Here is a 13,544-nt window from a genome sequence, read left to right as displayed (position 1 = left end):
CAACGAAATCTGAAGCCGCCATCCGTATCCTCAGGCGAAGGATGCAACCAACAGGGGCGGTAGGGGTGGCACGACGAGCAACGCAGGGAGCACTTCTGGCCGGCCTGGTGCTGGCCGGTACCGCGCAGGCGCAGCAGGCGCCATCACCCGTATCGGTGGTGCCCGAACCCGGGCAGACCGTCGCCGCACCGCCGGAGCCTGTCGTGACCCCCGAAGGCACGCCCGTGCAGGGCAACGTCACCACCCTCGGCGAAGTGCGCGCGCTGAAGCCTGAAGACGATCAGCCACTGGATCTGTACCGCTTCAGGAACCCGGTGAAAATCGAGAACAACCGCTTCAGCCGCAACTGGAGTGAACCGCCGACGCCCGAGCAGGTAAGCATGGCCGGCGGCTACGTGATGATGGGCGTGGTCAAGGGCTTGCTGGCGGCGGGCAAGGGCTTGAACAAGATCACCGGGGGGCCGGATCAGATCCAGTCCGCCATCGCACGGCCACCGCCGGAACTGAGCGCGGAACAGCAGCGTCGCGCGCTGCAGTTCTGTGCGCAGCAGGAGGGTTGCGGTGGTGGACCGCCGCTGAAGTGAGCGAAGGATGGGGGGAAGCTATGCCGTACGGGCAACGCCGGGCGGCCGCCGTTCCAGCCACCACAGCAGCGACGCACACAGCACGAAGGCCAGCCACCATGGCCAGCGTGATCCCGGCACGGGCTGCGTCGCCTGTGCCTTGACCGGTGCCGAGGTGGCCAGGGCCTGCGCCGTCGCATCGATCATTCCCTGCCGGTGCAGCGCCGCCGCATCCGTCCTGTCGAACACATAGCGCCAGTAGGAGCGTTCGCCCTGCTGGAGCCGGTGCCAACCGGCCTCGCGTGGCCACCAGCCGGCACAGCGTGCGCTGCCGGTGCCGCCGTCCACGATCAGTGCCACCGACGCGCCCCGTGCATCGAACACCTTCAACGGCGCCTGCACATCGCACAGGGCCTGTCGTTCCCCGGCCCACGCAATCGGCTGCGGCGACCACGGCGCGGTGCTGCCGCCCTGCGCGCGCGCCAGGGTGCCGACCACATCGCTCCACAGCTCGCCATGGCGATCGTCGCGGCCGGCCAGCACCCAGCGCCACGTGTCGGTCAGCGGCAGCAGGCCGATGCGGCCCTTGCCGGCATCGCGCCAGCCTCCGATGGCAGCGCCGCTGCGGTCGTGCAGCAGTGCGGTGGTGGCAGGCACCTGCAGCGCAAGCTGTTCCAAGGTGGGCAGCGCGGCGGCATGCGAATCACGATCAGCCTCTTCGCCATCGCGGGTGGGCAGCGTGCCGGACGCCAGCGGACCGCGTCGGGCTGCCAGCATCGCGCTGTCACCATCGCCGGGCAGCGTGATGCTGCGGCTGGCGCCATCGCCCTGCACGGGCAGGCCGAGCTCGCGCAGGCGTTGCCGCGCTCCGGCCGATGGCACGCCGGCACTGCGGACCAGCACACCCAGGCCCTCGTGCATCGCCTGGCGCACCGCTGCGAGCTGGCCACTCCCCAGCGTGGCCAGGCTGCGCTCGTCCAGCAGCAGCAGGTCGGTGCGCGCCAACGATGCCGCGTCCAGACCGACCTGACCTTCGCTGATGCTGAGGCCGGCGCCGGTGTCGGCCTGCATCTGCACGTCGATGCCGGCATCGGTGGCCCAGCGTCGCAGGTACTTCAGTTCGGGTCCCGGCGTGCCGGCGCGGATCTGCAGGCGGACCCGCGTGGCCGGCAGGGTCTGCTGGGGTACCGGAACGGTATCGACGACATGGCCTTCGCCATCCAGCAGGCGCAGGCGGAACACGCTGCGGCCTTCGGCACGGGCCACGCCACTCAGTCGCACCCGTCCGTCCTCGCCCAGCGGGGCGCGGTCGATCACCGTGTCAGCCGGGTCCAGCAGCTCAGCCTGCGCGCGGGGGACGCCGCGGGCCTGCGCCTGCACGTCGAAGCGCGCGCCAGGGGCGACATCCGCGGGCAGCTGCAGCGCGGTCCAGCCGCGAGGGACGGGCGGTGCCTGCCAATGGACCTGCGCGGGCAGCGTGGCGTCGCGGTCGCGTGCCTCCAGGCCGGCGCCGACCAGGGTCAGCCGCGTCGAGGGATGCTGGCGCAGCGCCGTCGCCAGGTCCGGCACACGCTTCGCACCCGGCACCTGGGCGGCTTCGGGCAACAGGAGGAGCGGTCCCTCGCTTGCCGGCTGCGCGCTGGCCCTTCCGGCATCGGCACCCAGCACCACCAGGCCCGCAGCGGGCTGCTGCCGTGCGGGCGGCAGCAGGCATGCGTACAGCAGTGCAGCGGCGATGACCTGCAGGCCGAGCACGGCCAACAGCGGGCCACGCGGTCGCACCGGTGCGCGCAGCTGGCGCGCGCTGGCGACGAGTACGATCAGCACCAGGACGAGCGCGACCCACAGAGCCGGTGCCGACAGATTCATGGCTGCGCCTCCAGTGCATCCAGGTATCGCTGCCCCATCGCATCGGCCGCGCTGCGGCGTGTGGCCTGCGGCACGGGGCGCTGCAGCGCCCTCCACAGCTGTGACCGCAGGCGCTGCCGGCAGTCGGCACAGCCTGGCTCGATGCGCAACTGTTCGATGGCGGCCGCCAGGTCGAGCGCGTCGGGCAGGTAGGCCGCATTGCGCTGCTGCCAGCCCGCCAGCGCGTCCAGATCCGGCGTGCCGTTGCCGTCGCCCAGTCGCTGCCAGGCCTCGACGATGGCCGGGTCCGGTGCCGTGCGTGCCGTCAGTGGTAGCTGTCGGCTGGCCAGCCCGGCGCGGTCACCGCCCAGGCGCCGGCCCTCATCGATGGGCGGCAGTTCCGGGCCGACGCGGGCCAGGTAGATGCGTTCGGCCTGCTGGACCTGCTTGATGAATCCCAGTGCCTTGTAGGCGTACGGCAGCGCCTGCTCCGGGCGTCCCTGGCGCAGCTCGCCTTCGGAGGCCCACATCTGGTCGAGTGCCGCTTTCAACGTCGCGCGGGTCTGCGGATCGAGCAGGGTCGCCGCCTCGGCGTGGTCGTGCGTGTGGCCATACTCGGTCAGCACGTCCGTGGCGCTGCCGAACACCGGTGGCGTCTCGGCGTTGCCTGCGTTGCCGCCGTGGTCGTGGCCATGCGCGTCGTGGTCGCCGGCCTGCGGCTGCGCCGCGTGGTCGTGATCATGGTCGTGATCGTCGTCGTGGTCGTTTGCGGTGGGGGCGTCACTGGTCGGCAGGTCGCTGGTTGGCGGCGGCTTCGGTGCGCCTTCGCTCTCTTCGCCAAGGAACTGGCCGTAGCGCAGGCGCAGGATGCGCTGGTCGACGCCGATGGCGTCGCTGCGCTTGACGAAGTCATCGGCGGCCAGGCTGCGCCGCTGGCGGATCAGCGCCTCCGCATCGAGGATGATCTGCCGTTGGCTGCGGAAGTAGGCCGGCAGGGTCTTCTTGATGCGGCCTTCCAGCTCGGCGCCCAGCACCGCCTCGCTGCTGGGCAGGCGCAGGATCACGCTGCTGCTGCGGCCGGTCTGGGGCGACGGGGCATGGTTGTCGCGCACTTCCAGCTGGGCGATCACATCGTTGCCGGGCTGCGCTCCCAGTGCGCCCAGATCCAGCGTGTGAGCGAACCGTCGCGCCGTTGCTTCGCCACTGCCGGTGAGCGTCACGCTGCGCTGGACGAAGGTGATGTTCTCGCCGCTGCCCTGGGTAAGGGTGATCGACAGGCGGGCCTGCGTGGCCACACCGTGATCGTCGCTGGCCTCGAAGCGCAGTGCCCACTGGCGCTGCCCGGGCGTGCCCAGTACCAGGCTGGCAGCGGGCTCCAGCACGCGTACGGTCGGGGCGCGGTCCGCCACCACGTCCAGGCGGTACAGGCGTGTCGTGGCCAGTGCCGGTTCGCTGACCACGCGGTACAGCACCGGTGCACGGGCCACATCCTGCGCCTGCCAGTGGCCGTCGCGCTCGCTCAGCGGCACGCGCCGGCCGTCGTGGAACTGCAGCCATGCGCTGCGGGGCGCACGATCAAAGCGCAGCGACCAGGACAGGCGGCTGTCGGCGGCGACCTTGGCATCGAGTGCGTTCTGGTTACGGGGTGGTTGACCCGTATAGGCCGGAGCCTCGATGCGCAGGCGGGTGGACTGCAGCTGCAACGGGCCCGCAACTGCCGGGGCAGCGGGGCGCGACGAGGACACGCCCGGCATGGACGGACCGGACCGTGGCCAGCCCAACGCAAGCAGTGCGACGGCGATCCCTCCGACCCAGCACAGCAGCAACGCGCCGCGCGGCCAGCGCGGACGCAGTTCCGGCATGGCGCGTTCGAGCGCGGCCTGCACATGGTCGCGCTGGCGCTGCTGCAGCGGATTGAGTGCGGCAGGATCGGCGAACAGCAGGTCGGCGCTGTCTTCGCTTGCCCCGCTGCCGTCAAGCCGGCGCTGCACCCAGTGGTGGTCCAAGCGGCGGGCACGGACCGTGGCCAGCACCGTGCAGGCGAGCAGAGTGGCCGTCGCAACGATGCAGGCGATATCGAAACCGCCCAGGCGCAGTGCAAGTGTGGTCGTGGCCAGCGCCCACGGCAGTCCCAGCAGCAGAGTGATGGCGCCGCTGCGGCGCCGTGCGCGCTGCCAGGCGCGTTGCAGCATCGTCATGCCGGTAGCCTCCGCCGCGCGTTGCTGGCCATCCAGCGCTCCAGTGCGAACAACAGCACGATGGCCAGCAGCAGCCAGGCGGTGGGCTCACGCACGGCAGGCGTGGCAGCCGGCAGGGCGACCTGGCGCGGTGCGTGATCCTGCGCATCGCCTGAGCGCGGCGGTGGCGCGGGTTGCAGCGCCTGCAGCAGGGTGTGCGGCAGGCGGGCATCGCGCAGCGCGGCATTGCCTGCGGCGTTCCATTCGCCGGGCAGGGACAGCAGGCGGCCGTGGCCAACGCGCTGCTGCCACAGCAGCGTCGCGCCCTCGGCGTCGCGCAGCAGCGCGCGTGCATCCGCTGCCGGCCGGGCGGCGGTCAGCACGCTGCCACCGGCCTGCAGCCATGCCTGCCAGTGAGCGGGCAGCGCATCGGCGCGGCTCCAGACACCGACTTCGCCCGGAGCGGGCAGCGCATCCGCAGGCAGGACGGGCGCGGGTGATCGGGTGCCCCATGCGCGCTGCAGCGCAGCCAGCCAGCGCTGTGCCGCGGCCGGGGCATCAGCGTGCATGCGCAGTTGCGGCAGCGGGGTGGGCGCGGCCGTTGCAGCGGTCGCACGGGGATGTGTCTGCCATTGCACCGCCCGCGAGAGCTGCAGGCGCATGCCGTCGAGGCCGGCCAGCGGATCAGGCACGTGCACGGTCAGCGCGGTGCCGGTCGGCAGCTGCGCATCCAGTTCGCGCAGCAGGCTGGGCAGGGCCACATCCGTGGCCGGTGGTGGCTGGTCGATGGTGGGGAATCCGGGCGCAAGCCAGCGCCAGTTGTCGTCGCCGGCAGGAGCGCCGGCATGCAGCGCGGTCGCATCCAGACCGGGTGCGACGACCGTCCATGCGCCGGTAGCCGGCGCCGGTCCGGTCAATGCCGGCCGCGCCAGCAGCACGGCCAGCGCGGCAAGCAGCAGCAACCGCACCAGCAGCAGCGGCCAGTCATCGAAGCGGATGCGCTGGCGCGGGCGGATCCGTGCACGCAGCCAGCGCAGCGCGGCGAAGTCCAGCGGCGTGTAGGGATGGCGACGCGCGAGATGGATCAGCAGCGGCAGCAGCCACGCCGCCAGTGCGGCCAGCCCGAGCGGAAACAGCAGGCTCACGCGCCGCCCCCGCGGCCGAACAGCGCCTGCAGCGGCTGGTCCACCGGTTGATCGAGCCAGCCGGTGGTACTGGCGATGCCACTGGCCTGCAGCCGCAGGTGCAGTGCTGTGTGTGCAGCGGTGAAACGCTGCAGGTAGTCGGCGCGGATCGCCGCGCCATCGCCGAGCAGTTCCTCGCCGGTTTCAGGGTCGCGGAACCGATGGCCGGCATCGAACGGGAAGTCGCGCTCGTCGGCGGTCAGCACCTGCAGCAGCAGTACCTCGCGGCGTGCACTGGCCAGCTGCTCCAGCAGCACGATGCCGGCGTCATCAAAGCCATCGCCGATGGCCAGCAGCAGGTCGCCCGGGCGAACGCGCTCCCACAGCGGGCGCAGCGTGTCACGGGCGGGCCAGCCGCCTCGTGGCTGCAGGGCATGCAGTTGCAGGTGCACGCGGTCGCGCTGGCGTGCGCCCTGCGCTGCGGGTACCAGCTGCAGGCCGTCGCCGGTGACGGTCAGCAGGCCGAAATGATCGCCCTGCTGCAGTGCCAGCTCGCAGACACAGGCGGCCAGCATGCGCATGTGATCCAGGCGGCTGCGTGCCGGCGCGCCACGGTCGGACTGGCCGGCCGATGCGGTGGCATCGAGCAGCAGCCATACCGTGATCGGGCTTTCGCGCTCCGACTCGCGCACGAAGAAGCGGTCCGAGCGCGCGTACAGTTTCCAGTCGATCTGGCGCAGTTCATCGCCGGGTTCGTAGGCGCGGTACTGGGCGAATTCCAGGCCGGCGCCACGACTGCGGCTCGCGTGCTGGCCGATGCCGCTCGCGCCGCTGGCCAGACGTGGCCGCAACCGCAGCGCGCGCAGGCGCGCTCGCAGTTCGGGAGGCAGGACCAGCGTGCCAGCACTCACGCGTGGATCACCCGGGGAACGGCACGGCGTGCAGCAGAGCGGCGACCACGTCGTCGGCGCGCTTCTGTTCGGCTTCGGCGGCGAACGACAGCAGCAGGCGGTGGCGCATCACCGGTGCAGCCAGGGCCTGCACGTCCTCGCGGGTGGCGGCGAAGCGGCCCTGCAGCAACGCGCGCGCCTTGGCCGCGAGCACCAGCGATTGCCCGGCGCGTGGTCCCGCACCCCACTTCACCCACTGGTTGATCGCCGCGGGCGCTTCCGGCCCGGGTCGGCTGGCACGCACCAGCCGCGTGATCCAGGCCAGCACATCGGGGCTGACGTGCACCTGGCGCACTGCCGCCTGCAGGGCGATGACCGCAGCGGCGTCCATCACCTTCGGCACCGCCTCGCCGGCACCGCCGGTGGTCTGTTCCAGGATCTGGCGCTCCTCGGCCTCGCTGGGGTAATCGACCAGGACGTGCAGCAGGAAGCGGTCCAGCTGGGCCTCCGGCAGCGGATAGGTACCGGCCTGTTCGATCGGATTCTGCGTGGCCAGCACGAAGAACGGCGCGGGCAGCGCATAGGTGGTGCCGGCATAGCTGACGGTGCGTTCCTGCATGGCTTCCAGCAGCGCGGCCTGGGTCTTGGGCGGCGTGCGGTTGAGCTCATCCGCCAGCAGCAGATTGGTGAAGACCGGCCCCTGCTGGAAGCGGAAATGACGATGGCCGGTGCCGTGGTCTTCCTCCAGCAGCTCGGTACCCAGAATGTCGCTGGGCATCAGGTCCGGCGTGAACTGCACGCGTCGGAACTGCAGCTCCAGCGCCTGCCCCAGCGAACGCACCAGCAGGGTCTTGCCCAGGCCGGGCGCGCCTTCCAGCAGGCAGTGGCCGCCGGCCAGCAGTCCGATCAGCAGCTGCTCGACCACCGTGTGCTGGCCGACCACGGCACGGGCCAGGGCGGCGCGCAGATCGTGCAGGCGCGGCAGCAGGGAATCGAGATCAGGGCGGGTCATGGGGGGCTCTCACTCAATTGTTCAATGCGTACATCACGATGTTGACGCCGAAGCGCGTGTTGTCCTCGGCCAGGAAGCGCTTGTTGCGCCAGTCGTAATCCCACTCGCAGCCATAATCCTTGTTGCTGTACAGCACGCCCAGGCGGCCATCGACCTCGATGCCCTTCAGATAGTCGTGCACCAGATCGTCGCCCCAGCCGTTCAACTCGAAGCTGGTGGCCGGTGGTCCATCGGGGAAGCGGAAGAAGCTGCGGTACAGCGCGTGGCTGTTGGGCAGCTTCTGCAGCGCCCTGGGCCCGAACAGGCGGCCCATCTGCGCCTCGAAGGAGGTTGCGAACAGGCCATCGATGTCATGGTTGCAGTCATCGACGAAGACGAAGCCCCCGTTGCGCACGTAGCGCACGAAGTTCTGCCGCTCGGCCGCGTTGAATTCCACCAGCGTGTGCCCGGCCAGGTAGCAGAAGGGCGCTTCCAGCATGCGTGGGTCGGCCAGTGCCACCACGTGTTCCTGCGGGTCCACGCGCAGCGAGGTGTAGTCGATCAGCGAAGTGATCAGGTTGGACGGCATGCGCGCGTCCACGTCCCAGTCGCCCGAGTCGTACTGCAGGCGGGTGAACCAGAAGTCGTAGCGCGAACTGCGCGGGCCTGCCTGTGCCCAGGCCGGAAGCGCGGCCGCCGAAGCGGCAGCAGCCAACCAGCGCAGGCAGGCCCGGCGATCCATCAGACGGCGTCGGACAACGAGGTGAAGGTGAAATCGCGCAGCTTCATCGGCGGGATCATCATCACGAAGCTCGACTCGTCGCCGGCCACGCGCACCGGCTTGCCCAGCTCTTCGATGTTGTTGAGCATGATCACCGGCGATTCGTTGAAGCGGAAGTTCTTCACCGGGTGCTTGATCTGGCCGTTCTCGATGTAGAAGGTGCCGTCACGGGTCAGGCCGGTCAGCAGCACGGTCTGCGGATCGACCATGCGGATGTACCAGGTGCGGGTGACCAGGATGCCCTTCTGGGTGCCACGCACCAGCTCGGCGGTGCTCTTCTCGCCACCGCTCATCAGCAGGTTGCCCGGCGTGGCCTTGGCGGTCTTGCCCTGCTTCTGCGCCCAGAAGCGCGAGTAGTCCAGGTTGGCCACCTTGCCGTTCTCGATGATGGCCAGGCGCTCGCGCGGCATGCCCTCGTTGTCCCACGGCAGCACCGGCGCTTCCGGGTGCCACGGATCGGCATACATGTTCACGCGTGGGTCGTAGACCTGCTCACCGAGCTTGTTGCCGCCGCCCTTCTTCGACAGGAAGCTGCGGCCTTCGTCGGCCGAGCGCGCACTGAAGAAATTCATCATGAAGCTGATCAGGCCTGCGGCTGCGGCCGGCTCCAGGATGACCGTGTACTTGCCCGGCTCCAGCGCCTTGGCTTCGGCCGACTCGGTGGCCTTGCGCATGGCGATGCGGACATCCTGGTCGGCCTTGAAGTCCGCCGCGTCCTTCAGGTTGCGGCCGACCCAGCCCGATCCGCGGCCGTCTTCGGTACGCACGGTGCAGGTGTAGTCGAAGTTGGTGGTGCGCTGGTAACCGAAGTTGCCGTTGCTGTTGGCAGTGGCGTAGAAGCCCTGGCCATCTTCAAGGAAGCCGGCGGCAATCAGTCCGTTGCCCCGGCAGGGCGCGATCGAATCGGCGGCCACCTTGGCGCGGAATGCCGGATCGATGGCGGCGGTGGACTCGCTGAAGGTCGGGCTCGGCCGGTAGGTCTGCTTGCCGATGGCGGGCATGAACTCCGGGTTCTCCGGTGCCAGGCGGGCCAGATCCTCGGCGCGGCGCACCACGCGTTCCAGTGCGGCGTCGTCGAACTCGTTGATCGAGGCGGTGCCTACGCGCTTGCCGAAGGCCACGGTAACGGCAAGCTCGGTGTTGTCCACGATGCCGCTGGTGGAGACGTTGTTCAGGGCGAAACGGATGTTGCCGGCGATCGATCCCGCCAGCACGGCGGTGCATTCATCGGCCTTGGACAGGGCGATGACCTTGTCGAGGATGGCCTTGGCCTGGGCTTCGGTGAAGATACTCATGGTGTAAGGGCTCCTGACCGGTCAGCCGAGGCTGCGTGCGGTGTTGATGACATTGATGCCGTTGAAGCGTGCGGTCGACGAGCCGTGCGAAACCGCCGAGACCTGGCCCGGCTGGCCCTTGCCGTCGAAGAACGAGCCGCCCAGGCGGTAATCGCGTTCGTCGGCCACGGCGGTGCAGGCGTTCCAGAACTCCGGCGTGCGGATCTGGTAGGCCACGTCCTCCAGCATGCGGGTGATCTGGCCGTTCTTGATCTCGTAGAACAGCTGGCCGCCGAACTGGGCGTTGTAGCGCTGCTGGTCGATCGAGAACGAGCCGTCGCCGATGATGTAGATGCCGTTCTCCACGTCCTTGATCAGGTCCGGCACGCTCAGCGGCGTCTTTCCCGGTGCCATCGACACGTTGGCCATGCGCTGGAACTGCACGCTGGACCACGAGTCGGCATAACAGCAGCCATCGGACTCGGTCTTGCCGAGGATGTGGGCCTGGTCGCGGATGGTCTGGTAGTCGACCAGCTTGCCGTTGCTGATCAGGTCCCAGCGCTTGCACTTCACGCCTTCATCGTCGTACGCGACCGCGCCGAGGCTGCCCGGCTGGGTCTTGTCGGCGAACACGTTCACCAGCTCGCTGCCGTACTGGAAGCGCTGCTCGCGCTTGTCCAGGGTGGCGAAGCTGGTGCCGGCGTAGTTGGCCTCGTAGCCGAGCACGCGGTCCAGCTCCAGCGGATGGCCGATCGACTCGTGGATGGTCAGCCAGGTGTGCGACGGGTCCAGCACCAGGTCGTACTTGCCCGGCTTCACCGACGGCGCCTTCAGTTTCTCCTGCGCCTGCTTGGCGGCCGCGATGGCGTCCTCCTTCATGTCGTAGGAGGAGCTGTAGTTGACCACGCCGTTGGGGCTGACGACCTTGCCGGCGGCGGCGCCGTCCAGATACTCGTAGCCCAGGCCCATCGGCGCAGACAGGCCTTCGCGGGTGCGGAACTTGCCACTGGTCTTGTCGATGGCGGTGACGGTCATCGGTGCCCAGATGCGGTGCACGTCCTGGTCGATGTAGGAGCCATCGGTGGACGCGAAGTACTTCTGTTCATTGACCAGGAACAGCATCGAATTGACGAAGCTGGCACCGGCGCCGATCGCTGCGGCATTGACGTCCAGCAGCAGGTCGACCTTCTCCTTGATCGGCACCTCCATCGCATTCTTGCGGATCGGCGTGCGCCAGCTGACCTCGCCCACGCCGGGCGTCCTGGCCAGCTTCACCGGCGCGCTCTGCACGCCTGCGTTGGCCTTGGCGATGGCCGCAGCCTGCTGGGCGGCCCTGGCCACGTCGGCAGTACCCAATGCGTTGGTGGCGGCGAAGCCCCAGGCACCGTTGACGATCACGCGGATGCCCACACCGGTGGACTCGGTGTTCACCACGTTCTGCACCTTGTCTTCGCGGGTGATCACGAACTGCCGCAGATAGCGGCCGATGCGCACGTCGCAGTAGGTGGCGCCGGCACTGCGGGCGGCCTGCAGGGCAGCGTCGGCCAGGCGCTTCTTCAGCGCGGGGTCAAGGCTGGACTGCAGCTGCTCGGCGGCGATCACTTTGCCGAAGAAGGACGGCACGATCAGGCCGCCCGCGGTAAGCCCGGTCAGGGCCAGGAAGTCACGTCTGTGCAAGGCTGCTCTCCATGAACGATGGGGTGGCTCAAGCGCCGAGACTGCGCGCGGTGTTGATGATGTTGATGCCGTTGAAGCGGGTGGTGGACGAACCGTGCGACACCGCCGAGACCTGGCCCGGCTGGCCCTTGCCGTCGAAGAACGAGCCGCCAAGCCGGAAGTCGCGCTCGTCGCAGATGGCCGTACAGGCATTCCAGAACTCCGGCGTGCGGATCTGGTACGCCGCGTCCTCGACCATGCCGGCGATCTTTCCATCCTTGATCTGGTAGTACAGCTGGCCGCCGAACTGCGCGTTGTAGCGCTGCTGGTCGATGGAATAGGAACCACGGCCGTGGATGTAGATGCCGTTCTCCACGTCCTTGATCATGTCCTCCACGCTCAGTGGCTGCTTGCCCGGCGCCAGTGAGACATTGGCCATGCGCTGGAACTGCACGCTGGACCAGGAATCGGCGTAGCTGCAGCCATGCGACGCATCGCGGCCGAGGATGTGTGCCTCATCGCGCGTGGCCTGGTAATCGACCAGGATGCCGTCGCGGACCAGGTCCCAGCGCAGCGTCTTGACGCCCTCGTCGTCATAGCCGACCGCACCGAGGCTGCCCGGCTGGGTCTTGTCGGCAAAGAAGTTGACGATGTCGCTGCCCCAGCGGAAGCCAGCATCGCGCTTGTCCAGGGTGGCGAAGCTGGTGCCGGCGTAGTTGGCCTCGTAGCCCAGCACGCGGTCCAGCTCCAAGGGATGGCCGACGTTCTCGTGGATGGTCAGGAACAGGTTGGAGGGATCCAGTACCAGGTCGTACTTGCCGGGCTTCACCGACGGCGCCTTCAGCTTCTCGCGCGCATGCCGCGCGGCTGCGATCGCATCTTCGACCGGATCGTAGGAGTCGCGGTAGGCGGTGATGCCGCCGGGCAGCTGCACCTTGCCGCGCGCGTCGCCATCGAGGAACTCGTAGCCCATGCCCATAGGAGAGGACAGACCGGCGCGGGTGCGGAACTTGCCGGTGGCCTTGTCGATGGCGGTGGCCGTGAAGGGCAGCCAGATGCGATGGATGTCCTGATCGATGAACGAGCCGTCGCTGGAGGCGAAGTACTTCTGTTCGTTGACCAGGAACAGGGTGGAATTGATGTAGTCGGCACCGGCGTTCATCGCCGCCGCATTCAGGCTCAGCAGCAGGTCGACCTTGTCCTGGATCGGCACCGCCATCGCGTTCTTGCGGATCGGGGTCTTCCAGCTCACATCGCCGACGCCGGTGACCGGTGCCAGCTGCACCGGCCGGCTCTGCAGGGGGGCGTTGGCGCGTGCGATGGCGGCGGCCTGCCCGACGGCAGCCAGGACCGCGGCGGGGGTCTGCTCGCGGGTGGCGGCGAAGCCCCATGCACCGTTGACGATGACCCGGATGCCGATGCCGGACGACTCGCTGTTGGTGACGTTCTGCACCCGCGCTTCGCGGGTGATCACGGCCTGGTTGAGGTAGCGGCCGATGCGCACATCGCAGTAGGTCGCCCCGGCCCGCTTGGCAGCGGCCAGCGCGGCCTCGGCCAGCACCTTCCTGCGGGCCACGTCGCCCGGTTCGAGCAGCTGCTCGGCGGCGATCAGCCGCGCGTGCGGCAGCAGCAGGCCGGCCATGCCCAGACCGGATAAAGCCAGGAACTCACGTCGTTGCACAGCGCTCTCTCTCACTCGCGTGCGGCCGGCAACGGGCCAAGCCGATCACGTCAACTGCTCGACTTTCGCCAGCGGAGGGCAATCAGCACAAGTGACTGCAGTCATGGGTGGGGGCGCGGCAGGGCTTGCCGCCCTGCGCCTGCTGGAATCAACGTCAACGTCAAAAGCGGGCATTCCGTGGGATGGCGGGGCGCTGTGGGTTTGCGGGGGCGCCGTAAACCCGTCCATGGGGGCTTGGTCGCCGCATCCATGCGGCTCACACCCCGCAAACCCCCAGCGCCCCACCTTCGACAGTTGGCCGGCGGCCAGCAGATCCACGCCATGCGTGGACGAAAGCTGTTGGATATCGAATCAAATTCCGGGGTGCAGATCCGTTTTCCTGGGGAAAGCGGATCTGACCCCAAGAGTATTTCCGACAGATCGCGGCCAACTGTCGAAGGCGGGGGGGGGGGGGGGGGGGGGGGGGGGGGGGGGGGGCGGGGGCGGGGGCCGGGCCGGGGAGAGCGGCGGAGGGAGGCGAACGCCCACCCCCCACCCCACCCCCCCCCCCCCCCGGCCA

10 protein-coding genes are annotated in these 13,544 nt (G+C 69.2%); 1 reads left to right on the top strand and 9 read right to left on the bottom strand.

Going from position 1 to position 13,544, the window contains the following annotated elements; all coding sequences use genetic code 11:
• The first annotated feature begins 41 nt into the window (after positions 1-41).
• A complete protein-coding gene (locus tag ACVOME_RS10955; protein WP_428999634.1) occupies positions 42-584 on the top strand; it encodes a hypothetical protein in 543 nt (180 codons plus the stop codon).
• Positions 585-602: 18 nt separating this feature from the next.
• Here ACVOME_RS10955 and ACVOME_RS10950 read toward each other — a convergent pair whose 3' ends face one another.
• The 9 genes from ACVOME_RS10950 to ACVOME_RS10910 are packed head-to-tail and all read right to left on the bottom strand — an operon-like array spanning position 603 to position 12,985.
• Positions 603-2,432 carry a hypothetical protein gene (locus ACVOME_RS10950; RefSeq protein ID WP_481505089.1) on the bottom strand — a complete coding sequence of 610 codons (1,830 nt, stop codon included), beginning with the start codon at positions 2,430-2,432 and terminating at the stop codon, positions 603-605.
• Complete coding sequence (locus tag ACVOME_RS10945) at positions 2,429-4,609, bottom strand: hypothetical protein (protein ID WP_481505088.1); 2,181 nt, start codon at positions 4,607-4,609, stop codon at positions 2,429-2,431. Before ACVOME_RS10945 ends, ACVOME_RS10950 begins: the two co-directional genes overlap by 4 nt.
• Positions 4,606-5,733 carry a BatA domain-containing protein gene (locus ACVOME_RS10940; protein WP_481505087.1) on the bottom strand — a complete coding sequence of 376 codons (1,128 nt, stop codon included), beginning with the start codon at positions 5,731-5,733 and terminating at the stop codon, positions 4,606-4,608. Before ACVOME_RS10940 ends, ACVOME_RS10945 begins: the two co-directional genes overlap by 4 nt.
• On the bottom strand, positions 5,730-6,623 hold the full coding sequence (locus ACVOME_RS10935; RefSeq protein WP_481505086.1) for a DUF58 domain-containing protein: 894 nt from the start codon (positions 6,621-6,623) through the stop codon (positions 5,730-5,732). The genes ACVOME_RS10940 and ACVOME_RS10935 overlap by 4 nt, the downstream gene beginning before the upstream one ends.
• A 7-nt stretch (positions 6,624-6,630) precedes the next feature.
• A complete protein-coding gene (locus ACVOME_RS10930) occupies positions 6,631-7,614 on the bottom strand; it encodes an AAA family ATPase (RefSeq protein WP_053515950.1) in 984 nt (327 codons plus the stop codon).
• Between the two features lie 13 nt (positions 7,615-7,627).
• Positions 7,628-8,335: a DUF4159 domain-containing protein gene (locus ACVOME_RS10925; RefSeq protein WP_065174125.1), complete on the bottom strand. Its 708-nt coding sequence runs from the start codon at positions 8,333-8,335 to the stop codon at positions 7,628-7,630.
• A complete protein-coding gene (locus ACVOME_RS10920) occupies positions 8,335-9,669 on the bottom strand; it encodes a TldD/PmbA family protein (protein WP_053515946.1) in 1,335 nt (444 codons plus the stop codon). Before ACVOME_RS10920 ends, ACVOME_RS10925 begins: the two co-directional genes overlap by 1 nt.
• Positions 9,670-9,690: 21 nt before the next feature.
• Positions 9,691-11,325, bottom strand: coding sequence for a TldD/PmbA family protein (locus tag ACVOME_RS10915; RefSeq protein WP_481505085.1), 1,635 nt, complete (start codon positions 11,323-11,325; stop codon positions 9,691-9,693).
• 28 nt (positions 11,326-11,353) lie between these two features.
• On the bottom strand, positions 11,354-12,985 hold the full coding sequence (locus ACVOME_RS10910; RefSeq protein WP_340044187.1) for a TldD/PmbA family protein: 1,632 nt from the start codon (positions 12,983-12,985) through the stop codon (positions 11,354-11,356).
• Between the last annotated feature and the right edge of the window lie 559 nt (positions 12,986-13,544).

The sequence above is a fragment of the Stenotrophomonas sp. STEN008 genome (assembly GCF_056760435.1).
The sequence above is the reverse complement of the archived record's forward strand: the minus strand, read 5'-3'. Positions and strand labels throughout refer to the sequence as shown.

Coding starts and splice junctions, on each gene's coding strand:
- ACVOME_RS10930 (WP_053515950.1), bottom strand. CDS start 7,614: ATGACCCGCCCTGATCTCGATTCCCTGCTGCCGCGCCTGCACGATCTG.
- ACVOME_RS10920 (WP_053515946.1), bottom strand. CDS start 9,669: ATGAGTATCTTCACCGAAGCCCAGGCCAAGGCCATCCTCGACAAGGTC.
- ACVOME_RS10955 (WP_428999634.1), top strand. CDS start 42: ATGCAACCAACAGGGGCGGTAGGGGTGGCACGACGAGCAACGCAGGGA.
- ACVOME_RS10925 (WP_065174125.1), bottom strand. CDS start 8,335: ATGGATCGCCGGGCCTGCCTGCGCTGGTTGGCTGCTGCCGCTTCGGCG.
- ACVOME_RS10950 (WP_481505089.1), bottom strand. CDS start 2,432: ATGAATCTGTCGGCACCGGCTCTGTGGGTCGCGCTCGTCCTGGTGCTG.
- ACVOME_RS10945 (WP_481505088.1), bottom strand. CDS start 4,609: ATGACGATGCTGCAACGCGCCTGGCAGCGCGCACGGCGCCGCAGCGGC.